This window comes from Rhizobium sp. Leaf384 (assembly GCF_001424065.1).
In the GTDB taxonomy this organism is placed as follows: Bacteria; Pseudomonadota; Alphaproteobacteria; order Rhizobiales; family Rhizobiaceae; genus Ferranicluibacter.
Map to the genome: position 1 here is coordinate 945,669 of NZ_LMQE01000005.1, position 24,586 is coordinate 970,254.

General features: G+C 63.7%; 21 protein-coding genes. 9 read left to right on the forward strand and 12 right to left on the reverse strand.

Annotated features, from left to right (window positions below; all coding sequences use genetic code 11):
- Nucleotides 1-4: 4 nt before the first annotated feature.
- On the forward strand, nucleotides 5-1,063 hold the full coding sequence (locus ASG25_RS12775; RefSeq protein ID WP_062474060.1) for an aldo/keto reductase: 1,059 nt from the start codon (nucleotides 5-7) through the stop codon (nucleotides 1,061-1,063).
- Between the two features lie 191 nt (nucleotides 1,064-1,254).
- Here ASG25_RS12775 and ASG25_RS12780 read toward each other — a convergent pair whose 3' ends face one another.
- The 5 genes from ASG25_RS12780 to ASG25_RS12800 form a co-directional block, all read right to left on the reverse strand.
- Nucleotides 1,255-2,178 (reverse strand): SHOCT domain-containing protein, encoded by a 924-nt coding sequence (locus tag ASG25_RS12780; RefSeq protein WP_062474062.1) that lies wholly within the window; start codon nucleotides 2,176-2,178, stop codon nucleotides 1,255-1,257.
- 127 nt (nucleotides 2,179-2,305) lie between these two features.
- Complete coding sequence (locus ASG25_RS12785) at nucleotides 2,306-3,535, reverse strand: PLP-dependent aminotransferase family protein (RefSeq protein WP_062474064.1); 1,230 nt, start codon at nucleotides 3,533-3,535, stop codon at nucleotides 2,306-2,308.
- Nucleotides 3,536-4,096: 561 nt separating this feature from the next.
- Nucleotides 4,097-5,116 carry a ketol-acid reductoisomerase gene (gene ilvC, locus ASG25_RS12790; protein WP_062474066.1) on the reverse strand — a complete coding sequence of 340 codons (1,020 nt, stop codon included), beginning with the start codon at nucleotides 5,114-5,116 and terminating at the stop codon, nucleotides 4,097-4,099.
- Nucleotides 5,117-5,152: 36 nt separating this feature from the next.
- The gene (locus ASG25_RS12795) at nucleotides 5,153-5,797 is read right to left on the reverse strand and encodes a TetR/AcrR family transcriptional regulator C-terminal domain-containing protein (protein ID WP_062474068.1); all 645 of its coding nucleotides are present in this window, start codon (nucleotides 5,795-5,797) and stop codon (nucleotides 5,153-5,155) included.
- 175 nt (nucleotides 5,798-5,972) lie between these two features.
- Nucleotides 5,973-6,437, reverse strand: coding sequence for an Lrp/AsnC family transcriptional regulator (locus ASG25_RS12800; protein WP_062474070.1), 465 nt, complete (start codon nucleotides 6,435-6,437; stop codon nucleotides 5,973-5,975).
- A gap of 160 nt (nucleotides 6,438-6,597) precedes the next feature.
- Between ASG25_RS12800 and ASG25_RS12805 the strand changes: the two genes are divergently transcribed.
- Entirely contained in the window at nucleotides 6,598-7,326 is a 729-nt protein-coding gene (locus ASG25_RS12805; protein WP_062474593.1) for an aspartate/glutamate racemase family protein, read from the forward strand.
- 10 nt (nucleotides 7,327-7,336) lie between these two features.
- On the opposite strand, the gene ASG25_RS12810 is transcribed toward ASG25_RS12805, so the two are convergent.
- Nucleotides 7,337-7,699 carry a helix-turn-helix domain-containing protein gene (locus ASG25_RS12810; protein WP_062474595.1) on the reverse strand — a complete coding sequence of 121 codons (363 nt, stop codon included), beginning with the start codon at nucleotides 7,697-7,699 and terminating at the stop codon, nucleotides 7,337-7,339.
- A gap of 208 nt (nucleotides 7,700-7,907) precedes the next feature.
- Between ASG25_RS12810 and ASG25_RS12815 the strand changes: the two genes are divergently transcribed.
- Nucleotides 7,908-8,792, forward strand: a complete 885-nt coding sequence (locus tag ASG25_RS12815; RefSeq protein ID WP_062474072.1) for an SDR family oxidoreductase — start codon at nucleotides 7,908-7,910, stop codon at nucleotides 8,790-8,792.
- Between the two features lie 33 nt (nucleotides 8,793-8,825).
- Here the strand turns inward: ASG25_RS12815 and ASG25_RS12820 are convergent, their stop codons facing one another.
- Nucleotides 8,826-9,581 (reverse strand): pyridoxine 5'-phosphate synthase, encoded by a 756-nt coding sequence (locus ASG25_RS12820; protein ID WP_062474074.1) that lies wholly within the window; start codon nucleotides 9,579-9,581, stop codon nucleotides 8,826-8,828.
- A gap of 617 nt (nucleotides 9,582-10,198) precedes the next feature.
- Here ASG25_RS12820 and ASG25_RS12825 point away from each other — a divergent pair.
- The gene (locus ASG25_RS12825) at nucleotides 10,199-11,467 is read left to right on the forward strand and encodes a hypothetical protein (RefSeq protein ID WP_062474076.1); all 1,269 of its coding nucleotides are present in this window, start codon (nucleotides 10,199-10,201) and stop codon (nucleotides 11,465-11,467) included.
- Nucleotides 11,468-11,536: 69 nt separating this feature from the next.
- Here the strand turns inward: ASG25_RS12825 and ASG25_RS12830 are convergent, their stop codons facing one another.
- On the reverse strand, nucleotides 11,537-12,664 hold the full coding sequence (locus ASG25_RS12830; RefSeq protein WP_062474078.1) for an ATP-dependent RecD-like DNA helicase: 1,128 nt from the start codon (nucleotides 12,662-12,664) through the stop codon (nucleotides 11,537-11,539).
- Between the two features lie 347 nt (nucleotides 12,665-13,011).
- Between ASG25_RS12830 and ASG25_RS12835 the strand changes: the two genes are divergently transcribed.
- Together ASG25_RS12835 and ASG25_RS12840 are read left to right on the forward strand one after the other, a co-directional pair.
- A complete protein-coding gene (locus ASG25_RS12835) occupies nucleotides 13,012-14,106 on the forward strand; it encodes an AbrB family transcriptional regulator (RefSeq protein ID WP_062474080.1) in 1,095 nt (364 codons plus the stop codon).
- 59 nt (nucleotides 14,107-14,165) lie between these two features.
- On the forward strand, nucleotides 14,166-15,008 hold the full coding sequence (locus ASG25_RS12840; RefSeq protein ID WP_062474082.1) for an aldo/keto reductase: 843 nt from the start codon (nucleotides 14,166-14,168) through the stop codon (nucleotides 15,006-15,008).
- Nucleotides 15,009-15,199: 191 nt separating this feature from the next.
- On the opposite strand, the gene ilvN is transcribed toward ASG25_RS12840, so the two are convergent.
- Together ilvN and ASG25_RS12850 are read right to left on the reverse strand one after the other, a co-directional pair.
- Entirely contained in the window at nucleotides 15,200-15,772 is a 573-nt protein-coding gene (gene ilvN / locus ASG25_RS12845; RefSeq protein ID WP_062474084.1) for an acetolactate synthase small subunit, read from the reverse strand.
- A gap of 190 nt (nucleotides 15,773-15,962) precedes the next feature.
- Nucleotides 15,963-17,747: an acetolactate synthase 3 large subunit gene (locus tag ASG25_RS12850; RefSeq protein ID WP_156379768.1), complete on the reverse strand. Its 1,785-nt coding sequence runs from the start codon at nucleotides 17,745-17,747 to the stop codon at nucleotides 15,963-15,965.
- 355 nt (nucleotides 17,748-18,102) lie between these two features.
- Here ASG25_RS12850 and ASG25_RS12855 point away from each other — a divergent pair, with 355 nt between their 5' ends.
- Nucleotides 18,103-20,223 carry an ATP-binding protein gene (locus ASG25_RS12855; RefSeq protein WP_062474088.1) on the forward strand — a complete coding sequence of 707 codons (2,121 nt, stop codon included), beginning with the start codon at nucleotides 18,103-18,105 and terminating at the stop codon, nucleotides 20,221-20,223.
- Between the two features lie 24 nt (nucleotides 20,224-20,247).
- Here the strand turns inward: ASG25_RS12855 and miaA are convergent, their stop codons facing one another.
- Nucleotides 20,248-21,144, reverse strand: a complete 897-nt coding sequence (gene miaA, locus ASG25_RS12860; protein WP_062474090.1) for a tRNA (adenosine(37)-N6)-dimethylallyltransferase MiaA — start codon at nucleotides 21,142-21,144, stop codon at nucleotides 20,248-20,250.
- On the opposite strand from miaA, the gene serB reads away from it, so the two are divergent.
- Together serB and ASG25_RS12870 are read left to right on the forward strand one after the other, a co-directional pair.
- On the forward strand, nucleotides 21,143-22,045 hold the full coding sequence (gene serB / locus ASG25_RS12865) for a phosphoserine phosphatase SerB (RefSeq protein ID WP_062474093.1): 903 nt from the start codon (nucleotides 21,143-21,145) through the stop codon (nucleotides 22,043-22,045). The two genes, miaA and serB, sit on opposite strands and share 2 nt — an antisense overlap.
- The gene (locus tag ASG25_RS12870; RefSeq protein WP_062474095.1) at nucleotides 22,042-22,587 is read left to right on the forward strand and encodes a GNAT family N-acetyltransferase; all 546 of its coding nucleotides are present in this window, start codon (nucleotides 22,042-22,044) and stop codon (nucleotides 22,585-22,587) included. The genes serB and ASG25_RS12870 overlap by 4 nt, the downstream gene beginning before the upstream one ends.
- Before the next feature lie 69 nt (nucleotides 22,588-22,656).
- On the opposite strand, the gene ASG25_RS12875 is transcribed toward ASG25_RS12870, so the two are convergent.
- Complete coding sequence (locus tag ASG25_RS12875; RefSeq protein ID WP_062474097.1) at nucleotides 22,657-24,306, reverse strand: DegQ family serine endoprotease; 1,650 nt, start codon at nucleotides 24,304-24,306, stop codon at nucleotides 22,657-22,659.
- Nucleotides 24,307-24,586 lie beyond the last annotated feature (280 nt).

Genomic DNA, 24,586 nt, shown 5'->3' on the forward strand with positions numbered 1-24,586 from the left:
CAGCATGGAATACCGCAATCTCGGCCGCTCCGGTCTCAAGGCCTCCACCATCACCATGGGCACGATGACCATGGGCGGCAAAGGCTGGGCCTCGATGGTCGGCAGCCAGGGCGTGGACGAAGCACGACGGCTGATCGACATGTGTCTCGACGCCGGCGTCAACCTGATCGACACCGCCAACGCCTACTCTGCCGGAGCCTCGGAAGAGATCATCGGCGAGGTCCTCGGCGGCAAGCGCAAGAACGACGTTCTCATCGCCACGAAGGCCCGGTTTCCGATGGGCGACGGCATCAACAATCAGGGCCTTTCGCGGCATCACCTGATCCGCGAATGCGAGGCGAGCCTCAAGCGCCTGAACACGGATGTGATCGACCTCTACCAGGTCCACCAGTGGGACGGCCAGACCCCGCTCGAGGAAACCATGGCGGCGCTCGACATGCTCGTGCAGCACGGCAAGGTCCGCTATATCGGCTGCTCGAACTTCTCCGGCTGGCACATCATGAAGGCCATGGGCATCAGCGCGAGCGACCATCGTCATCGCTTTGTCAGCCAGCAGATCCACTACACGCTCGAGGCCCGCGAAGCGGAATACGAGCTGCTGCCGATCTCCATCGACCAGGGCCTCGGTGTTCTCGTTTGGAGCCCGATCGCCGGTGGGCTGCTGTCCGGCAAGCACCGCCGCAATCACACCCCGGAAGGCAGCCGTCAGGCAGCCGGCTGGACCGAACCGCCGATCCGCGACGTCGACCGCCTGTGGACGATCGTGGACGCGCTGGTGGAAGTTGCCGAGAGCCGCGGCGTTTCCGCAGCGCAGGTGGCGCTGGCCTGGCTGATCGGCCGCAAACCCGTGACCTCCGTCATCATCGGCGGGCGCACGGAAGAGCAGTTCCGCGACAACCTCGCCGCCGCCGACCTGAAGCTGACGGACGAGGAACGCAGCCGGCTGGATGCTGTCAGCGCGCCGCCCATCCTCTACCCCTACTGGCACCAAATGCAGACGGCGGCCGAACGGCTCGGCGAGGCCGACCTTTCGCTGCTCGGCCCGCATATCGCCAAGGCCTGAGCGAATGCATGTCGCCGACAAGTGTTCAGCGGTTTCGGGAGACGACATGCATCAAAACAAGACCTTGAAGCGCGTTGCGTGAATCCTTTTTCACGCAACGCGCTTTAAGACAGGAAACGGCGGCGGTTCATCATCCGTCGCCGTTCACGCCCATCGCACCGGGCTGGCTGATCAAGGAAAGATGCCGATCGTCACAGGCGCTGGAGAAGCTCGGCCTTCTTCGCCGAAAATTCTTCCTCCGAGAGGATTCCGGCGGCCTTGAGCGCCGCGAGCTTTTCGATCATGGCGATGATCTGCAGGCCATCATTCGACACGGGTTGCTGGGGAGCCTGCGATTGCGGGCGGCTTTCTGTTTCTGCCGCACCGACCAGACGCGCCTCGAGAGACGCGCTGCTGGGATCGATCGCGGCCAGCGGCGCGGACTGGGCGGCCGACCAGCCTTCGCCCGCATAGCCATCGGTTTCAATTTCCGATGCCAGGGCCGGCGCTGCGGAGAGCGGTGCCGCCGTATACCCGGCTCCCGCATGATGGCCGTCCTGATCGACCATCGGATCAGCCCCGGGCAGGTCGCCGCCATTGTTGAGCCGGCGAAGGCGGGAGACGGAAAACGAACCGCGCTGGCTCGTGAAGGTTTGCGAGCCTCCGACACCCTGCTGCTGGCCGACGCCGGAAATCACGTGATCCTCCGTGTCGTAAAGCGTCAGACCGTCGCCGTCCTTGATGGCGAGGCAATGCTGGGACGGGAAGACCGCATAGGCGCTGTCGTTCTGTGCGCCCGTGCTCGAGGGCACACCCAGCCAGTCCGGCCACCAGGCGTGATGTCCGCTCGACGCGTCATTCATCTCGATCCGCCCCGACGACAGGACTTCGGCCAGACTGTTGCAAAGGGAGTCGACCGTGTTCTTCAGTCCATGGTTGAACATGTCGCCGACCATGGTCATGCCGCCGCGCATCCATTGGCCGTTGCCGCCGAGCTCGGCAATGTCGAATTGGGCCATGGTACCATGGCCGCGCTTCACCGCGACGAGCATGGCCGTCACGGCGCTCTCGCTCAGCTGGAAGCGTCCGGCGAGTTCGGAAAGAATAGCTTTTGTGGCATCGCTCTGGCCCTGCATCGTTTGTCCCTTCGCTTTCGCCACGCGGCGGCGCCGCGTACCACTCCCATGACAGAGTGGCACGCGAAGATATAGGGCAAGGCTTGCAAACGATCAGGTGCAGCAAGCGATCAGGTGCGGGAGCCGATCAGGCGACCTTGTCGAGCATCTCGCCACGGATGAGCGTGGCAAGACGCGATATGCCTTCTTCGATCATCGTTTCGTTGGCGCAGGAGAAACTGACGCGCAGCGTGTTGGCGCCCGATCCATCGGCGAAGAATGCCTTGCCGGGCACGAACGCAACCTTGGCCGTCACCAGCGACTTCGCCAGAAGGGCGGCCCCTTCCATGCCCACCGGCAGGGTCAGCCAGACGAACATGCCGCCTTCCGGGCGCGTCCAGGAGACGCCGTCGGGCATGTGGGTCTGCAGCGCGTTCAGCATCGCATCGCGGCGTTGGCTGTAGACGGAGCGGATCTTGTCGACCTGCCGGTCGAAGCCGCGCTCGGCCACATGGCAGATCGCCATCTGGTTGATCGTCGAGGAATGCAGGTCGGCCGCCTGCTTCATCAGGACCAGCTTGCGGATGACCGGCATGGCGGCGACGACGAAGCCGACACGCAGGCCGGGGGCCAGCGTCTTCGAGAAAGAACCGCTGTAGATCGTGCGCGTCTCGTTGATCGCACCCTTGCGGGCGATCTCGAGCGCGAGGATCGGCGGGATCGCATCGCCGTTGAACCGGAGCGACTGATAGGCACCGTCCTCGATGATGGCGATATCCATCTCGTCGGCCATGTCGATCAGCGCCTCGCGCTGGCTGCGCGTCACGGTCTCACCCGTCGGATTGGAGAAGTCCGCCGAGAGATAGGCAAACTTGACGCGGCCACCGGCTTTCGCCGCCGTTTCCTGGTAGGCCGCCGGTGTCCGGTTGCCGCCGGGCGTCAGCTGGTCGTAGTTCGGCTCGTAGGCATTGAAGGCCTGCAGCGCACCGAGATAGGTCGGCCACGTCACGAGGGCCGTATCGTTGGGAGACAGGAACAGCTTGCCCAGATAGTCGAGCGCCTGCTGGGACCCGGAGGTGATGAGGATGTTCTCGGCCTCGCAGGGAATGCCGATCTTCGCCATCTCGCCGACCAACCATTCGCGCAAGGGCAGATAGCCTTCGCTCACCGAGTACTGGAGCGCAGCGCCGACCGAGGGGCCGGAAAAGATGTCGGCATAGGCAGCCTTGAATTCCGCGTCCGGAAACAGCGCCGGGTCCGGAATACCGCCCGCAAACGAGATGATGTCGGGACGATCGAGCAGCTTCAGAAGTTCGCGGATTTCCGACGCGCGCATACGGCTCGAGCGCGTTGCGAAAATGGATTCCCAGTCCAGCATGGATATTTCCTCGATGATGCTTTTGCCGAACCACATCACGGCAGGTGGAATAAGTCAACAATACTGACCTAAATCAGCAGAAAAAGTCGGCCGCCAAGGCCGCGGGCGAAAGAGAAGGCCGGTTGTGGGGAGAAGCGTTGCGGAGACCCTGCCGAAGAGGTCACAGATGCTTGCCACCTGAACCACCGGGCACGCATGCCCGGCGTGTTAGCCTGTGAGAAAACGATCTTCCGGCCACGACCGAAATCCGTTCTGCCAATGGCCTCTCAGGCGCTGCCCGAGGTCAGGCTGCAGGCGATCAGCGCACCGATGGCGCAGAGAATCGCAAAGTCGAACCAGGCGAAATACTCCATCACGGTCGTCATCACACTATCCTCCTCGATGTGGAACGAGACGGAGAGAGTGTGCGCCGAACGGCGCGATCATGCAACCTTCAATCACATGTTTTGCAAAGCACAATCTTTCTTGCATTGCAAAAGCGGCGTGCGCCCGCGTCTCGCGGAGCAAACGAAAATGCCGGGCGCATCCGCCCGGCACCGCCGTTTCCGAGGACGGAGACGCTTAGTTGCGGGCCTTGTCGACCAGCTGGTTCTTGGCGATCCACGGCATCATGCCGCGCAGCTTCGCACCGACTTCTTCGATCTGGTGGCTGTCGTTGACGCGACGGATACCCTTGAAGCGGGCCGCGCCGGAACGGTATTCCTGCATCCAGTCCGAGGTGAACTTGCCGGTCTGGATGTCCTTGAGGACACGCTTCATCTCGGCCTTGGTCTCTTCCGTGATGATCCGCGGACCCGTGACGTATTCGCCCCACTCTGCCGTGTTGGAGATCGAGTAGTTCATGTTGGCGATGCCGCCTTCATAGATCAGATCGACGATGAGCTTCACTTCGTGCAGGCACTCGAAATAGGCCATTTCCGGCGCATAGCCGCCTTCGACCAGCGTTTCGAAGCCGGCGCGGATGAGCTCGACCAGGCCACCGCAGAGAACGACCTGTTCGCCGAAGAGGTCGGTTTCGCACTCTTCCTTGAAGTTCGTCTCGATGATCCCAGAACGACCGCCGCCAACGCCGCAAGCGTAGGACAGCGCGAGATCGAGCGCATTGCCCGACGCGTCCTTCTCGACCGCCACGAGGCAGGGAACGCCGCCGCCCTTCTGGTATTCGCCGCGCACCGTATGGCCCGGGCCCTTGGGCGCGATCATGACGACGTCGAGCGTATCCTTGGGCTCGATAAGGCCGAAATGGACGTTGAGACCATGTGCGAAGGCGATGGCGGCACCGTCGCGGATGTTGCCGGCGATGTCGGCCTTGTAGATGTCGGCCTGCAGTTCGTCCGGGGTCGCCATCATCAGCAGGTCGCCCCACTTGGCGGCTTCGGCGACGGTCATGACCTTGAAGCCGTCGGCTTCGGCCTTCTTGATCGTCGGGGATCCCGCCTTCAGCGCGATCACGACGTTCGAGGCGCCGCTGTCCTTCAGGTTCAGCGCGTGGGCGCGGCCCTGGCTGCCGTAGCCGACGATGACGACGTTCTTGGACTTGATGAGATTGAGATCGGCATCACGATCGTAATAGACGCGCATGGAGTGTGTCCTTCCCTTGTTAAATCCCGGCCGCCTTCAGGGCTTGGCCATCTGTCTTTTCGTACCGTAGAGATCGAGGAAGGCGTCGACCGCCCGCTCCGCCCTGCGGCTGAAATCCTGTTGTGTCAGCTTTACGTCCTCGCCGAGCAGCATGCGAAGATGCAGATCGGTGACGATAAGCCCGTAGAGGGTGCCGTAGGCCTCTTCGCCATTGTCGAACCGCAGAAGCCCTGCCCTGCGTCCGGCGTCGAGCAACCCTCCGGCACGCTTGCCGATCTGACGGCGCCCGCGCTCCTGCAGCATCTGCCCGAGCTGCGCGCCGTCGCGGCTCGCTTGGCCAATCGCAAGGCGGTTGAGGGCCAGCGACACGTCGCCGCTGAGCACGTCGAGCAGATCGCGTGCGAAAACCACCAGATGCGCACGCAGGCTGTCGCCCGTCAGTGTTTCCGCCCGCTCTTCCAGCGTGCGAACCTTGCTGGCCTGGTATCCGATCATTGCCGACAGAATGCCGTCGCGATCGCCGAACCACTTGTAAAGGCTTTCCTTGGAGCAGTTCGCCGCCCGTGCGACGCCGGCGGTGGTCAGTGCCCGCTCGCCGCCGTCAACCAGCAACCGGAGCGCGCTGTCCAGAACGGCGTTCTGGCGCGGCGAAAATTCCGGGTGGGTGGACAAGGACGACACGACGACAAACCTCCAAGATAGTACCGTACGGTACGGTTCTTTCTAGACGGAAGAAGGGCGGGTGGTCAAGCGGTACGGACAAAAAAACAGGGTTGAGAGCAAGGCTGCGACAGTCGGATCTCCGGCCGCGTCAACAGGTGCCAGACGGACGGACCCTGACAAGTTGGCTGGAAGGTCACACGGCGTAGTCGACCGGAAAGGCGGCTCCGCTTTTCAGAACCTCCATCGAGATGGACGCGGAGACATCGAAGAGTTCCGTCTTGCGGACGATCTGCTTGTAGATGACATCGTAGTGTTCGACGCGCGGCAGGACGATCTTCAGGATGTAGTCGTAATTGCCGGTCAGCCGGTGCACCTCCACGATCTCGGGGATATCGCGGATGATCCGGCGAAAACTGTCGATCCATTCGTCGGAATGCTGGGTTGTCTTGATCAGCGCGAACACCGTCGTCGGCACGCCGATTCGATCGCGGTCGAGAACCGCGATGCGACGCGCGATATAGCCCGCCTCCTCCAGCCGCTGGATCCGGCGCGAGCAGGCCGAAAGCGACAGGCTGATCCGTTCGGCCAGGACCGTGACCGACTGGTCCGCATTTTCCTGCAGCAACCCGAGCAGTTTCCGATCACGATCATCCAGCATTCCGCGTCTCCCGTTCACCTCACGCGGATTTATTGCATGAGAGCTCGTCATGGCGCAAATTTTTCCTGCGCGTTGGCTGTCAAGAGCCGTGGAATGCAAGCACATGCCGCCCGTTCCGCCGCATCATGGTCGTCATCACGGCAACAGGGGCACGGACAACATGCGCAAGATCGGTCTTATCGGGGGAATGAGTTTCGAAAGCTCGGCGGTGTACTATCGCATGGTCAACGAGGCGGTTCGGCGTCACCTCGGAGGTCTGCACTCGGCCGAGGTGCTGCTGCACTCCGTCGACTTCCAGTCGATCGTCGACCTGCAGATGGCCGGTCGCTGGGCCGATGCCGCGAAGCGCCTTTCGGATGTCGCGCGTGCGCTGGAAGCTGCCGGCGCCGATTGCGTGCTGATCTGCACGAACACGATGCATCTGGTCGCGGAAGAGGTGCAGGCTGCCATCGGTATCCCGCTCATCAATATCATCGACGAAACGGCCAAGGCGATGTCCGCCGCAGGGATCCGCCGGCCCCTGCTGCTCGCCACGCGCTACACGATGGAACACGGTTTCTACGCCGATCGCATGGCCGGCCACGGGATCGAGGTCATGATCCCCTCGCCCGAGGATCGGACGCTCGTCCATGACGTCATTTTCAAGGAGCTTTGCGCCGGACACGTTCACGATGCCTCGCGCACCGCTCTGCATGCCGTCATCGCCGAGGCCAAGGCGAATGGCGCCGATGCTGTCATCCTCGGCTGCACCGAGATCTGCCTCATTCTCGACCCGGACACGCTTTCGCTTCCAGGCTTCGATTCGACGGCCCTTCATGCCGGCGCTGCCGTGGCCTTCGCGCTCGACGGGACCGAAATGACGCAGACCGGCTGCCGCAAGGCAGCCTGAGCCGGCAGCGTCAGCTCGCGGCGTCGAACACCGCCCGCGAGGTCCGGATCGTCCCGTGGTGCAGGGTCGACCACTCTACCAGCGGGAGGAGAACGGTGAGGAAAGACCGACCGAGATCCGTCAAAGCGTAGTCGACGCTCGGCGGATTGGTCGGATAGACGGTGCGGGCGATATAGCCGTCGCGCTGGAGGTCGCGCAGTGTCTGCGTGAGCATGCGCTGCGATATATCCGGAATGGTGCGCTTCAGCGCGGAAAACCGCTTCGGACCATCGCTGAGCGCGTGGATCATCAGGGTCGTCCACTTGCCCGCGATATTGCCGAGCACGTCGCGCATGGGGCAATTGCCCGGCGTGAACACGACGCCACCGATCATGATCGCGCTTTCACCTCGGGTCTTGCGGACATTCGTGTTCACAGGGCGGTTCCCTTTCTGTGCCTATAGGCGAAAAAACTGCCGCCTTTACAGATGCGGCTCAGTAGAGAATGAAGAGAAAGTCTCTTTTTGAGACCATATCTTGCCTCGGTTCACGCTGCAATGCGGAGCCTGTCATTCCTGAGCTATCATCTGGAGAAGGAAGCCCATGTCCAAAATCCTCATCACCGGTGCCGCCGGCAAGTTCGGCCGTCTCGTCCTCGACGCCCTCCTCGCGTCGGGCAAGCTGGCCCCGGCCGACATCGTCGCGGCCAGCCGGGATCCCGGCAAACTCGCGTCCTACGCCGAAAAAGGCGTGACGCTCCGCAGGGCGGATTTCGATGATGCTTCCACGCTCGATGCCGCCTTCGACGGCATCGACAAGGCGCTCATCATTTCGACCGACGCGCTGGCGGTTCCCGGCCAGCGCCTGGTACAACACCGCAATGCCGTGGCCGCAGCCCAAAAGGCCGGTGTGAACAGGGTGTTCTACACCTCTCTCCCGAACGCCGACGTCTCGGCCGTGACCTTTGCGCCGGATCATCTCGGCACCGAGGCAGCGATCAAGGCGTCCGGCCTCGCCTACACGATCCTGCGCAACAGCTGGTACATGGAAAACCTGTTTCTGTCCGTCCCGAACGCGCTGCAGTCGGGCACGTGGTTCACGTCGGCCGGTGACGGCAAGACCTCCTATGTCGCACGTGCGGATCTTGCCGAGGCGACCGCCGCAGCCCTTCTTGGCGCTGAAACGGACAACGTCACGCTGACCCTCACCGGCCCGGTCGCCTATACGACGGCAGAGATCGCCGCGCTCGTGAGCGACGTCACGGGCAAGCCGCTTGCCGTGATGAACCTCACCGACGCGCAATTGGCAGGCGGAATGGAGGCAGCCGGCGTTCCCGCCTTCCTCATCCCGACATTCGTCTCTTTCGACACGAACGCCCGTCTCGGCCATATCGGAATCGTGACCGATTCGGTGGAGACACTGACGCGCCGGCCGTCAAAGACGCTCCGCGCGTTCCTCGAGGAAAACAAGGCGGCGCTCGCCGGCTAGGCGCACTCCGGCGTCACCGCGACGGGTCTGGGGTCAGGCGACGGTCTCGCCGCAGGCGCGGCGGAACCGGCGCACGGTTTCCGTCATGCCATATTCCAGGGCGTCGGCCGTCAGGCCATGCCCGATGGAGACCTCATCGAGATGGGGAATGTGTTCGGCGAGGAGCGGCAGATTCTCGACGGTCAGATCATGGCCTGCATTGACCCCGAGCCCGAGATCACGCGCGATTTCCGCGGTGCGCCCCAGTTCGCGCGCGATGACGGCCGCCCGATCCGGCGCGCCGTAACATCCGCCATAGGGTCCGGTATAGAGCTCGATACGGTCTGCTCCGGTCGCCCGAGCGATGTCCAGCGCCTCGCGATCGCCGTCTCCGTCGGCAAACAGCGAGACACGAAGCCCCAGATTTTTGAGCCGGGCGATGACATCCGTCAGAAGCGCCCGGTTTGCCCGAAAGTCCCAGCCGTGGTCGGACGTGGCCTGCGCCGGATCGTCGGGAACGAGCGTGACCTGCTCGGGCCGGTGGCGCTCGACCAGCCCGAGAAACTCGGCATTGGGATAGCCTTCCATATTGAACTCGGCCTTTGGAAACATCTGGTCGATCAGCGTGCGCAGGGGACCGAGATCCGAGAACCGGATGTGCCGCTGGTCGGGACGCGGATGAACGGTCAATCCGTGTGCCCCGGCCTCAAGCGCCTGCTTGCCGATCCCGACCACCGACGGCCACGGAAGATCGCGGCGGTTTCGCAGCATGGCGATCGCATTGAGGTTGACCGAAAGCTTGGCGGGCATGTGACACCTTGGAAGACCGGAGACATCGGGACAGAACACGAAGACAGCGCCCGGAGGCGACGGGCCATCTCTAGCATTCCCCCGGACGGCGATCCAGAGGCGGCAGCGGGACGGCTCGCCGGTCCGGGCACCTGCCGAAGCGCGCAAACCGCAACCGGAGACTGCCGAACCCCAGGCGCACTGCATCCTCTCGATGTCCGTAGCCGCACCGGAATGGCATCGGAAAAGTACGCAAAAGGTTTATTTCTTCATTATTAGTAAGTAAACGATATCATTTTTAAACGCGAATGATATCAGGTCTTGCTAGAACGATGAAGAGAACCAACAATGGGTTTGCCGGCTGCGCCGTGAGGGCATCGAGTCGCGTCGCTCTTGCGGATATGGGATGGAAGGCATCCCGTACCACTGAAGAGTCAGCGATAATTTACGCAATTTTGAAGAGCATTTTCGTGCAGGTCTGGTAATGTGACGTATCGCTGCGGTTCGTGCCGCATCGCGCGGATCAAGACGACAGGCACCGACGGGAACCAATACGTTTCTGAGACTGTAACGATACCGGTGCTTCCAAAAAGAGGATTGCTCGGTAACTGGATGAGAGCGGAAGGAGGCAGAGTGTTTTGAAGCAGTTGGAGAGACCAACCGATACCGAAATCCGCTCCGCGCTTGCCGATGTCCTGGCCAGCACCGTTTTCGCGCGCTCCGAGCGCCTTCGCGCATTTCTCTCCTATGTCGTGAACAAGGATCTGGCCGGTCAGTCCATGCAGCTGAAGGGCTATACGATCGCTGTTGACGTGTTCCGCCGTCCGGACGCCTTCAATGCCGATAGCGACCCCCTGGTCCGCGTGCATGCAGGCAAGCTGCGCAAGCTTCTGACCGCCTTCTATGAAACCGAGGGGCGCGAGGCCGTCTGGCAAATCGAGATCCCCAAGGGCGGTTACGCCCCTGTCTACGTGCATCGTCCGGCCAGTGCCCCTGCGCACGAGCCCGCGCCTCAAAGCTTTGAGGCTGATGTCGTCCACGAGGTCGAACCGCTCGAGGCAGTGGCGCCGATGGCGCTCGCCGAGCCCACCCCGGATGCAGCCTCCCCGGAAGACACGGCGTTGACGAGCGACCCCCTCCCGATCGAGGCGGAACCGGAACCGGCGATCGCCGCTGCGCCTCTCCCGTCTCGAAGCCCGATCGTGAAGCGGGTGAGGCCGAGCTGGCTGCCCGCGCCGCTCGCGACACCCGTCGCGATGATCTCGCTGCTCCCCCTGCTCCTCTTCGCACCTCTGAGCTCGACGGCACTTGGCGTCAGTCCGCAGGTCCAGGCGCGCCTGTCGCTCTCGAGGGATGCCGCAGACATCGAGGTTCCACGCGTGGCGATCCAGGCCGTTGGCAACGACGATCACGCGGCCCGACTTGCCCGACAGATCCGTGCAGCGATGGATTACTATACGGTGATCACGCCGGGTCCCTTGCCCGACGTGCTCGCCGGGCAGCCGCCATCAAAAAGCGCCCTGTCCTTCACCATTTCGATCGCGCCTGCCGAAACCGATGCGCAGACGAGGGTCACCGTATCGAGCGACGCGACGGGTGAGATCGTCTCGCAGATTTGGATCGACAACCAGAATCTCTCGAACGATTTCGACCTTCTGTTCGAAAGCCTCGGCGTCGCTGCAAGGACGCTGGCGACGAATGGCGACCTCTTCCACTATGCCGTCGACAAGGGCATATCGAGCCCGCTCATGCAGTGCATGCTGGTCACGGACACCTATCGCCGGGAAAAGAGCCGGGAAGCCCTCAAGGAAGCCCGCATCTGCCAGGAAAAGCTTCTCGGCAAGCGAAAGACGGAGGGTGAGTTCATCATCAGCGCCAGCGAGTTGAAGCGCAACGTTCACCCCTAGCCATCGCATGCATCGCGTGGGCGTTTCCGGACGTGTCGATAACCGGCCCAGCCGATCGGCGCACCCGGATCAGCGAACGATCGTCAGCGTTTCCGCCGCCCGCGTAATGGCCGTGTAAAGCCAGCGTTCGCGCGTGTCGCGAAACGCCCAGCTCTCGTCGAACAGGACGACATCGTTCCACTGCGACCCCTGCGCCTTGTGAACGGTCAATGCATATCCGTAGTCGAACTCGTCGTAGCGCTTGCGCGTCGTCCAGGGGATTTCACCCTCGACATCCTCGAACGCCGTCTTGAGCAGCTTGATCTTGGCCGCGCCCCGATCGAGATCGTCGTCCTCGGGACGGATCATCAGATTGATTCCCGGCTTCACGGTTTCCTTCGAGGAGGTCATCACCTGCCAGAGGGATCCGTTGAGAAGGCCTTTCGCGGGGTCGTTGCGCAGGCACACGAGCTTGTCGCCGGATTGCGGATACTCTGTCGAAAACCCCTTGAGTTCGCGCAGCCGCGTATTGTAGCGCCGCCGTGTCTTGTTGGTTCCGACCAGGACCTGATCGGCCTTTAGCACCAGATCCTGCGTCACCTCGGATTTCGGGATGATCTTTGCCGTTCCGTAGTCGCCGAACATGATTTCCTTGCCCTCGCGCACCTGCATGGCAAGCTTGATGATCGGGTTGTCGCGGGCCTGCCGGTGAATGTCGGTCAGAAGGTAATCGGGCGCGTCGTTCGTGAAATAGCCCCCACCCGTCACGGGCGGCAACTGACCGGGATCGCCGAGAACGAGGATCGGCGTGCCGAAGCTCATCAGGTCCTTGCCCAGCGCCTCATCGACCATCGAGCATTCGTCGACGATGATCAGCGCCGCTTTCGCAACCGGGCTCTGGCGGTTGATCGAAAACATCGGCGACACCGACGTCTTGCCGGTTTCCTCGTCGGAAACCTCTTCCTCGCCCCGCGGACGGTAGATCAGGGAATGGATCGTCTTGGCATTGGAGGCCCCCTTGGAGCGCAGCACCTGGGCGGCCTTGCCGGTGAAGGCTGCAAACAGGACTTCGCCATCGACATGCTCGGCGAAGTGGCGGGCAAGCGTCGTCTTGCCGGTACCGGCATAGCCGAACAAGCGGAACAACGGCTTGCGTCCGGCTTTCAGCCACTGGCTGACGGCCTTCAGCGCTTCATCCTGCTGGGGGGCGAATTCCATGCAGCGACGTGGCAGGATTCGGCGTCGAAGTGCAAGCCCGCCGGTGCGCTTTCCCGGCATGCGCAAGCGGCAGCGCGCGTGGATGCCGGTGAATGCGGGCGGTATTTCAAGCCGCGCAGGACGCGACCTTGACTTCCGCAGCCCGGTAGCACTAACCCCGGGGAAAGCATCCGCCGGCGTCCGCCCTCCTGCAGGCCGCGCGCGTCATATCCAAGGCCCCGGCAATCCCGTTCGTCGCACAGGTCCGTGCCGGATCGTGTGATTGTTGAGGCTGCAGGATCCGCACCGACATCGCGTGTTCCGGACGGAAGATCCGGAACGAGAATGGCCAGAAATCGAGCCGCCCCATGATCTCACCGTCAAGCCCCGCAACAACCGGCCTCGGCCAGCGATCCCGCGGCCTCCAGTGGCTCCTGCTGCTCGTCCTGTCGCTTGCCCTTGCCGGCAGCCTGGAAGCCCTGGGCATTCCCGCGGCCCTCCTGATGGGACCGATGGTCGCCGGCGGCATCCTCGGCCTGAACGGCAGCACGATCCGCCTTCATCGTGCGTTCGTCCTGTCGTGCCAGACGCTCATCGGCACGATGATCGCGGGCTCGATCACGGCCGACATCGTCGGCACCTTCCTTGGCAACTGGCCGCTGTTCCTCGGCATCGTCGTCTGCGTCATCACCATGAGCACGCTCAGCGGCTATCTGATTACGCGGCTGAACGTCCTTCCCGGCACGACCGCCATCTGGGGATGCTCGGCGGGAGCCGCCACGACGATGATGGTGATGGCGGAGGCCTATGGCGCCGATGTCCGGCTCGTGGCCTTCATGCAATATCTGCGGGTGGTGTTCGTCGCCGCGGCCGCCGCTCTCGTCGCCTGCTACTGGGCAGGGCTGGAGGGCGCGACCACCACGATCGTCTGGTTCGCGCCGATCGCCGCGCTGTCCTTCGCCCAGACGCTTTTCGTCGCCATCTTCGGCGGCATGCTCGGCTGGTATCTTCGCATTCCCGCGGGCGTCCTTCTCGTGCCCTTCCTGATCGGCGGTCTGCTGAGCGTGACCGGCAGCATCCACATCCATCTCCCGGAATGGCTGCTCGCGATCAGCTATGCCGCGCTCGGCTGGAACATCGGTCTCGGCTTCACACGCCCGGTTCTCGCCCATGCCCGCCGCGTGCTCCTGCCCACGGTCGCCTCCATTCTGGTGTTGATGGGCATTTCGGGCGGTCTCGCCTTCGTCCTGACCAGGACAGCCGGAATCGATCCGTTGACGGCCTATCTCGCCACCAGCCCCGGCGGGATGGATTCGATCGCCATCATCGCGGCCTCCAGCAATGTCGACATTTCCTTCGTCATGGCGCTCCAGACCGCACGTCTGCTGATCGTCATGGCCATGGGACCGCCCTTGGCCCGCTTCGTCGCCCGTCGGGCCGGTGCACGTCCCGCCCTTCCCTGACCCCTCTTCCGACCGGCCGAGCGACGCCTATATCTCCCCTCACCACAGGAGAAGCCGCCATGCGCACGACACGGACCACCACCACATTTCCCAACGGAGCGACGGTTCCCGTTCTGGGCCAGGGCACATGGCACATGGGCGAGGCTTCCAGCGCACGAGCGGACGAAGTCTCGAGCCTTCGACTCGGCCTTGACCTCGGCCTGACGCTGATCGATACCGCCGAGATGTACGCGGATGGCGGGGCCGAGCGGGTCGTGGGCGAAGCCATCGAAGGCCGCCGCGACGAGGCCTTCGTCGTCAGCAAGGTCCTGCCCTCAAACGCGTCGACGGCCCGGACATTACGGGCCTGCGAGGACAGCTTGAAGCGGTTGAAGACCGATCATATCGACCTTTACCTCCTCCACTGGCGGGGCGGGACACCGCTCTCGGAGACGCTGGAGGCCTTCGAGCGCCTGCAGCAAGCCGGAAAGATCCGCGCCTGGGGCGTCTCGAACTTCGATGTCGACGACATGGAGGAGATCGAGCAACACACACCGGGCCAGATAGCGACCAACCAGGTTCTCTACAACCTGTCGCGCCGCGGCATCGCCTTCGATCTCCTACCCTGGTGCGCCGAGAAGCGCATTCCGGTCATGGCCTATTCGCCTCTCGACGAAGGCCGCCTGCTGGGCAATGCCGTGGTCAACCGTGTGGCCGCAGCCCATGGCGCGACCCCGGCGCAGATCGCGCTGGCCTTCGTTCTGGCAACGCCGGACGTCATCGCCATCCCGAAGACCGGCCGCCCGGACCGGATCCGCGAAAACCTTGCCGCCCTCGACATCCGCCTGACGGTCGAAGACAGGACGGCGCTCGATGCCGCCTTCCCACCACCGTCGCGCAAGCGACCGCTCGAGATGATCTAAAACGCGTTGCTTGAAAACGGATCCACGCAACGCGCTTTACGTTCTTGTTTTGATGCATGTCGTTTCCCGAAATCGCTGCACACTTTCGGGCGACATGCATGAGGCGAAAAGGCCGCCCACCCCTTGGGATGCGCGGCCTTGTCTGTCGGTTACAGCGTCGGAGCGTCAGGCATTCATAGCGTGACGCTGCCTCACATCCCCTGGGCGCCGCGGTTCATGGCGGCGATCCCGGTGCGGCAGACTTCCAGAAGACCCAGCGGCTTCATGACGGCGACGAACTGGTCTATTTTCGACGACTTGCCTGTGATTTCCAGGATGAAATGCTCGACCGTGGCGTCGACAACCTTGGCATGGAAGGCATCGGCAAGACGCAGGGTTTCCGCCCTGTTTTCCCCGGTACCCTTGACCTTGACCAGCGCCACTTCACGCTCGATCGGCCTGTCGTGGCCAAGCGAACCGGCGCGTACCGTCAGATCAACGACGCGGTGGACCGGCACCAGCCGCTCGAGCTGCGACTTGATCTGTTCGAGCACATGCGGCGTCCCGCGCGTCACGATCGTGATGCGCGAAAGATGCGCCTCGTGTTCGGTCTCCGACACGGTGAGGCTTTCGATGTTGTAGCCGCGCCCGGAAAACAGCCCGATCACCCTCGCCAGAACACCAGGCTCGTTGGCCACCAGGACGGACAGCGTGTGCTTCTCCGCAATCTCGGTCTCCTTGGCGATGAAATAGGCAGAGCCGGTCGGCTGAAGATGAGCGTTCATGGTTTCGGTCCGTTTCCTCTAGAGTATGTCTGCCAGTTCGTGCTGGCTTTTAGCGCGCACCGTCTCGTTCGTGCGCCGTCGCGGGTCGTCGGAGGCATTTCGGCGCCGGGTGCGAAACCAGGCCTTCCTCTCGCCGGGGAGCCACCCTTCGAACGGGACGCCGTCAATCGCCAGCGTCCCCTGCGCTCGATCAGACCAGCTGGCGCCCCTTGGCGTCGATGGCGGTCGCGACAGCCTCGTCGGTGGCCTCGTCGGGAAGAAGCATTTCGTTATGCGCCTTGCCGGACGGGATCATCGGGAAGCAATTGGCCAGATTGGCGACGCGGCAATCGAAGATCACCGGCGCCGGGCTGTCGATCATCCGGCGGATCGCGTCGTCCAGTTCGCCGGGCTTTTCGCAACGGATGCCGACACCGCCATAGGCTTCCGCCAGCTTGACGAAATCCGGCATCGCTTCCGTGTAGGAGTTCGACAGACGATTGCCGTGCAGCAGCTGCTGCCACTGGCGCACCATGCCCATATACTGGTTGTTCAGGATGAAGATCTTGACCGGCAGACCATACTGGACGGCACACGACATTTCCTGAATGCACATCTGGATCGAGGCATCGCCGGCGATGTCGATGACCAGGCTATCGGGATGGGCGACCTGGACGCCGATCGCTGCCGGGAAGCCATACCCCATCGTGCCGAGGCCACCCGAGGTCATCCAGCGGTTCGGTGCCTCGAACCCGTAGAACTGCGCGGCCCACATCTGGTGCTGGCCGACTTCGGTTGTGATGTAGGTGTCGCGATCCTTGGTGAGCGCGTGCAGGCGCTGAATGGCGTATTGCGGCATGATGACATCGTCGCTCGGCTTGTAGGACAGGGACCTGCGGCCCCTCCACCGGGCGATGTCACCCCACCAGTCGTTGAGACGTGCCGTGTCGAGATCGGCCGACGCCGCGTGCCACAGACGAACCATTTCCTCCAGGACCCGGCCAACATCGCCGGCGATCGGAACGTCGACGCGCACGATCTTGTTGATGGAAGACGGATCGATGTCGATGTGGATCTTCTTGGAGTTCGGCGAGAAGGCATTGAGTCTGCCGGTGATGCGGTCGTCGAAGCGGGCGCCGATGCAGATCATGACGTCGGCATCGTGCATGGCCATATTGGCCTCGTACGTGCCGTGCATGCCGAGCATGCCGAGCCAGTTGGTGCCGGAGGCGGGGTAGCAGCCGAGGCCCATCAGGGTGGACGTAATGGGGAAATTCGTCAACGAAACCAGTTCGCGCAGCAGCCGCGTCGCTGCGTCGCCCGAATTGATGACGCCGCCGCCGGAATAGATGACCGGGCGGCGCGCCGTCTTCATCAGGGCGACCGCTTCTTCGATGCGGCGGATATCCCCATCGACCTTCGGCTGGTAGCTCGTCTGGATCGGAACGGCCGATGGCGGTGTGTAGGTACCGGTCGCGAACTGGATGTCCTTGGGGATATCGACAAGGACAGGACCCGGGCGGCCGGACTTTGCGATGCGGAACGCTTCATGGATGATGGCGGCCAGCTCGTTGACGTCCTTGACGAGCCAATTGTGCTTGGTGCAGGGCCGCGTGATGCCGACGGTGTCGCATTCCTGAAAGGCATCCGAGCCGATCAGCGAACTTGGAACCTGGCCGGACAGGCAGACGAGCGGGATCGAGTCCATCAGCGCGTCCTGCAGCGGCGTGACGGCATTGGTCGCGCCGGGACCGGAGGTGACGAGCATGACGCCGACCTTGCCCGTCGAGCGCGCATAGCCCTCGGCCATGTGGCCTGCGCCCTGCTCGTGGCGCACGAGGATGTGCTTGATGTCTTCCTGCTGGTGGATCTCGTCGTAGATCGGGAGGACGGCACCGCCGGGATAGCCGAAGATAACTTCGACGCCGTTGTCCTTGAGCGCACGCAGAACGATTTCTGCGCCTGTCATCCTGTTGTCCTTGGTCGCTGCATCCATTTCGCTATTCCCGCCCGACATATCTCGATCCTGTGCTCTGCGTGTTCGAAGGCATAAAAAAAGGCCCCGTCAGGAGCCTTGGTTCGCGCATGGGTGGCTATCGCCGGATGGTTACACCATCCTGCCCATGCGCGATCCCACCACAAGAATGATTGCTTGAATGTTCATGGGGCGCACTGATACCGGCATTCGGGCATGTCGTCAACGGTTTTTACACCTTTGCCGCGATCCTGCCCGGCAACGCCCTCTCCTCCGCGATGCCAAAGCCGTGATGCTTCGCGGGGTTAAAAGAGCCAAACAGAAACATCTTCTTAAAGTCCGCCACTTACATTCGCGATTGTAAGCGAGGTGCGACGTGGTAAGCAACGAAATACAGGCCGACGGCCGGACGGCGGATGCGGACAGGCGCGATACGGTCGCCCGAGGCAATCGCTTTCTCGGCCGCGTCATCGCCTGCAACGGTTCGCGCGCGACCATTGCCGCTCTGGCCGAGAACGGCGAGACGTCGCTGACCGAACTCTGGTCGGTCGGTCGGCTGGTGTCCATCACCGTCGGCACCAATCGTGTCGTCGCCCTCGTCTCGTCCATGCGCACCAGCGACGACAACTGGGCGGAGCAGCAGGACAACATCTTCCGCATCGATGTCGAACTTGTCGGCGAAGTGCGGGTCGACAGCGACGGGCGCGAAGCCTTTTCAGCGGGCATCAGCCAATATCCCTATCTCGGCGCCGTCGCCCACCGGATCCGGACGGCGGATCTCGCGCGCATCTACGACACCGGTCGCGGTGGCAGCTACACCATCGGCAAGCTGACGCAGGACGACAGCCTGGACGCCGCGATCCATATTCCGTCGATGCTGTCGAAGCACTTCGCCGTGGTCGGCACCACAGGCGTCGGCAAGTCCACGGCCGTCACGCTTCTCCTGCGCAAGGCCATCGAAGCCGATCCGAAGCTTCGGGTTCTCATTCTCGATCCCCACAACGAGTTCGCGGCCGCGTTCCCCGACCACGCCGTCGTCATCGACACCGACACGCTGGACCTGCCCTTCTGGCTGATGCGGCTCGAGGAATTTGCGGAGGTCGTCTTCCGGGGACGCTCCGCCATCGCCGAAGAGCTCGACATCCTGCGCGATCTCATCCCCGAGGCCAAGCGCGGCTTCAAGGGCGACAGCGGACTGATGCGTCGCCAGACGGAAAAGAGCTCCCTGACAGCAGACACGCCGGTGCCCTACCGCATCGCTGATCTGATCGCGCTGATCGATGAGCGGATCGGCCGCCTGGAGGGACGCGGCGAAAAGCCGGCGCTCCGCTCTTTGAAGGTGCGCATCATGGCCGCCGTCAACGATCCGCGATACACCTTCATGTTCTCGTCGAACACGATCAACGACACCATCCTCGAAACGATCGCCAAGATCTTCCGCATCCCGGGGGAAGGACGTCCGATCACGACGTTCCAGCTGGCCGGCATTCCCTCGGAAGTCGTCAACTCGGTCGCTTCCGTCCTCTGCCGGATGGCCTTCGAAATCGGGCTCTGGAGCAATGGCGGCGTTCACATGCTCGTGGTCTGCGAGGAGGCACACCGGTACGTCCCGTCGGACCAGTCGCTCGGGTTTCTGCCGACGCGCCAGGCCATCGCCCGGATCGCCAAGGAAGGCCGGAAGTATGGTGTCTCTCTCGGCATGATCACGCAGCGTCCGGGAGAGCTCGATCCGACCATCCTGTCGCAGTGCTCCACGGTCTTTGCCATGCGGCTCTCGAACGATCGCGACCAGGACATCATTCGCTCCGCCATCCCGGATTCGTCCGTCTCCACCATGAGCTTCCTGTCCTCGATCGGAAATGGCGAGGCCATCGCCTTCGGGGAAGCCGTGTCGGTGCCCATGCGCATGCGCTTCTCGCGCATCCCGGACAATCGCCTGCCGAAGGCAGCTGGCGGACTTGTGAAGGGCGAAGACGAAACGCCGGCCAATGTCGATCTGCGCACCATCGTCGCGCGCATGCGTGCAAGCACCGTCGGTGAGACAGGATCCTTCGCAGCTTCGGCAGCAGGGGCCGGGGGATTTTCCCCAGCCGACCCCTTCGAGCCGCTTCCGTCCGGGCGCATGCCGGAAAACCAGGACACCGTCGCCCGACCGGACATGCCGAGCCGGCCGGACATCCAGAACCGGGGGGACATCCAGAGCCGGGCGGACAGGCTCGACAGCTATCGCCCGGACATGCTGCCGCGCGCCGAACCGCCACCGGCCGATCCGCTGTCCAATCCGCAGGCCGACCGCTTCAATGCCTATCGCCGGCAGATCCTTGGCGGCGAGCTGGACAGGCGCGGGCCGGACACGCCGGCGCTTCCGTCACAATCCCTGGCGTCGCCCCCGGCTCCGGTCGCGAGCGGGACCGACGAGGCCGCAGCCTTCACGCGCGCCCCGTCGCTGCGGGAAAGCCTGCTCCGAAAGCCGCTGGGCAGCATGATCCGGAAGTGAGCATCCGCTTCGCGGCGCATGTCCTCAGGGTGTGACGCGCGCCCAATCGTCCGTCAGCTGGTTGCGAAACCATGTCATCTGCCGCTTGGCATATTGCCGTGTGGCGGCAGACGCCGTCTCGATCACCTGGTGCCGACTCATGGTCCCCTGCAGCATCGCGGCGATCTGCGGCACGCCGATCGCCTTCATGGCCGGAAGATCGGGCGCGAGACGGAGCGCCAGAAGCGCTTCGACCTCCTCGACGGCCCCCTGCTCGAGCATCGTCTCGAACCGCCGGTCGATGCGGCGACGAAGCTCGTCCCGGTCCGGCATGACGACCATTTTCAGCGATCGGTCCGGATCGACAACGATCGCGCCGGGCGCATTTTGAAAGGCGCGGATAGACCGGCCGCTCGCCTGGAGGATTTCGAGAGCCCGGACGATCCTCTGCCCGTCTGCGGGCCTGAGCACGGCCGCCGTCTCGGGGTCGACGGCCGCGAGATTCGCGTGAAGCGCCTCCGCTCCTTCCGCGAGCAAACGCGCGCGGAGCTCCGAACGGATCTCGTCCGGCACGGTGGGCATCGCGGACAGTCCGCCCGTGAGCGCCTTGAAATAGAGCCCCGTGCCGCCGACGATCACGGGAACGCGTCCCTCCGCGCGCAGATGTCCGAGCAGTGCCGTCACGTCTCGAAGCCATTCGCCCGTGGAATAGCTGTGGCCGGCCGGCACATGCCCGTAGAGCCGATGCGGCACGCCCTCCATCTCGGCATCCGCGGGCCGCGCGGTCAGCATCCGGAGGGTGTCGTACACCTGCATGCTGTCGGCGTTCACGACCACGCCGCCTTGGGCCTGCGCCAGCCGCAGGGCGAGCGCAGACTTGCCGCTGGCGGTCGGCCCCGTTATCAGGATCGTGTCCTGTCCTCTTTCAAGGTTTTTCATCATGGCTCTCGTTGCCACGCTTGTCGCCAATCCGTCAAATCCGGCGCTGAGCGCGGCTCTCGGCGAAACGGCCGCGGCGGCCGTCCAGGCATCCGGCCTCTACTGGCTTGCCGACGGCGTGGCCTGCGATATCGCGCTGCGGGACGGAACGAACCCTGACGCTGCCGAGCAGCGGCTGCGCGACGCCATGGCCGGCGCGCCGATCGACGTCGTCGTCCAGGATGCGGAGACACGGCGCAAGCGCCTTCTGATCGCCGATATGGACTCGACCATGATCGGGCAGGAATGCATCGACGAACTGGCCGCCGAAGTGGGCCTCAAGGATCAGGTCGCCCTGATCACGGCGCGGGCCATGAACGGCGATATCGCCTTCGAACCCGCCTTGATCGAGCGCGTGCGCCTGTTGAAGGGCCTGCCACTCAGCGTGGTCGATGACGTGATCGCAAAGCACATCACGCTGACGCCGGGCGGCATGGAACTGATCGCGACCATGAAGGCGAAAGGCGCCTACACCGCGCTCGTCTCGGGCGGGTTCACCGTCTTTACCGGGCCGATCGGCAACAGACTCGGCTTCGATGAAAACCGCGCCAATCGCCTGGTGGTTGCGAACGGAATTCTCGACGGCACTGTGGAAGAACCCATCCTCGGTCGCCAGGCCAAGGTCGACGCGCTGATCGACATTGCCCGGCGGCTTGGCATCGACCCGCAGGACGCCATGGCGGTTGGCGACGGTGCGAATGACCTTGGCATGATCCAGCTTGCCGGCTCGGGCGTCGCCCTGCATGCAAAGCCCGCCGTTGCCGCCGAGGCCCGGATCCGCATCGATCACGGCGATCTGACGGCGCTTCTCTACATTCAGGGCTATCGCAAGACCGACTTCGTCAGCCCGGCAGACCATCCGTGATCCTGACGGAGACCGAACGGCTGCGGCTGCGCAACTGGGAGGAACGCGATCGGGATCTCTTCTTCGAGATCAACAGCGATCCTGACGTGATGACGTTTTTCCCGGCGCGCCGGAACCGGAGCGAGGCGGATGCGCTCTTCGACCGCAACCGTCGAGACATTGCCGACACGGGCTTCGGCTTTTACGCGCTTGCCCTGAAGGCGACCGACGAGGTTCTGGGCTTTTGCGGCCTTGCCAAGGCAAATCTCAGTCCGATCCTGCCAAGCGGCACCGTCGAGATCGGCTGGCGCCTGGTGCACCGCAACTGGTCCAAAGGCTATGTCACGGAAGCGGCAAGCGCCCTCATCACGTACGGTTTCGACGTCCGCGGTCTCGGCGAGATCGTCTCTTTCGCCGTGGCCGACAATCACCGCTCGATCGCGGTGATGGAGCGCATCGGTCTTGTGCGCGACATCGATGGCGACTTCGACCATCCCCGCATCCCCGAAACACATCCGCACCTGAAGCGTCACGTGCTCTATCGCCGGACGCGCGGGGCCTGAAGCGCGTCGCGTGAAAAAGGATTCACGCAACGCGCTTTAAGGTCTTTTTTGCGCGGGCGGGGTGTGCGCCTATTCGATGCGCACGGTCACGAAGCGCAGTTCGCCCGTCTTGTTGGAAATCATCAGCAAGGCATTGCGCCGTCCGTCCGCCCTCAGCTCTTCGATCCGCGCGGTGACATCTTCCGGCGTCTTCATGGCTTCCTGACCGATTTCGACGATTACGTCGCCGGCGGTGATCCGGCGTTCGGCCGCAGCCGAGCCCTTGGCCACATCGGTGATGACGACGCCCTCGATATCCTCTGCGATCCCGAAGCTGCGGCGATTGGGCGCCTCGAGCAGCGCCAGCTTCATGCCGAGAACCTCGTCGGATTTGGGCAGTTCGGCCGCCGGCGGTTCCGCCTGGTCCGTTCCCTCCTGGCCGCCCTTTCCGCCGTCGCTCTGCTCGTCCGGCGCGTCCTCGGAGGTTGCCGGCGCATCATCGGACGTCGGCGCCGTCTCGGCATTCGCCACATCCGCATCCTCGAGCCGGCCCAGCGTGACCTGCACCGTCATCTCCTTGCCGTCTCGGATCACGATGACGTCGACGGCCTTTCCGACCGGGCTTTCGGCCACCACGCGCGGCAGGTCGCGCATCTCCGCGACATCGCGACCGTCGAACTTGGTGATCACGTCGCCTGTCTTGATCTCGCCTTTCGAAATCGGGCCGCCCTCGATGATGCCGGCGACCAGCGCGCCGCGCGGCGTGTCCATGCCGAGGCTCTCTGCGATATCGTCGGTCACGGGCTGGATCCGCACGCCGAGCCAACCGCGCCGGGTCTCGCCGAAATCCTTGAGCTGCGTGATCACGTTGGAGGCGAGCTCCGTCGGCACGGAAAAGCCGATGCCGATCGAGCCGCCGGACGGCGAGATGATGGCCGTGTTGATGCCGATGACCTCGCCCTTCATGTTGAAGAGAGGTCCGCCGGAATTGCCGCGGTTGATGGCCGCATCCGTCTGGATGAAATTGTCGTAGGGGCCGGCATTGATGTTGCGGCCCCGCGCCGAGATGATGCCGACCGTCACCGTGCCGCCAAGCCCGAAGGGATTGCCGATCGCCATGACCCAGTCGCCGATCCGCATCGCGCGGCTATCGCCGAGGGGCACGGCCGTCAGCGGCTTCTTGGGCTCCACCTTGAGCACGGCCAGATCGGTCTTCGTGTCGGTTCCGATCAGCTTGGCCTTCAGCTTCGAGCCGTTGGCGAAGTTGACCTCGATATCGTCGGCACCTTCGATGACGTGATTGTTGGTGACGATGTAGCCGGTCGGATCGATGACGAAACCGGAGCCGAGCGATTCGACCTTGCGGCCGGGCGCGCCCTGCCCGTTCTGCCCCTTGAAGAACTCGTCGAAGAAATCCTGGAACGGCGAGCCCTGCGGCACCTTCGGCATCGGCGCATCGTCGTCCGTCTTCACGTTCTGCGAGGTCGAGATGTTGACGACGGCATCCAGCAGCCCGGCCGCGAGATCGGCCACCGAGTCCGGCCCCTGGACAGCGCGTCCGGGCGGAGCGATCGAGGGCGACGGCTGGGGCGGAACAGGAAGCGGCGTGGCCGTGCCGGCCGCCGGCGGCGCGATCGGCTTGGCGACCTGCGCCACCGCCGCGAAAGGAGCCGTCAGAACAAGGGCGCTCGACAGGGCAAGCGCCGCCGCCCGGGTGAAGCTGGAACGGTGTGATCCCATGAGGTCCTCGTTTCGATGATGGGGCAATCGGTTCGCGCGTACCTTATCGGTCCGATGGCGGAAGGAAAAGCCTAAGGGCAGGAACGACGAACCCGGCAAGCGCAGACGCCGGTGTTCATACCACTGCTGAGACCAGCCCTGGTGCGAGCGAAGATAAGGCGCGAAGGCAACGCGTCCAGTCATCTTTTCGTTATGCCGGGACCGGGGCGACACCCGGGTCACATCCCGCAACGCGGCCTCTTGCGCAGGCGGCGGCCGCGCTTCATAAGCGATGAAACAG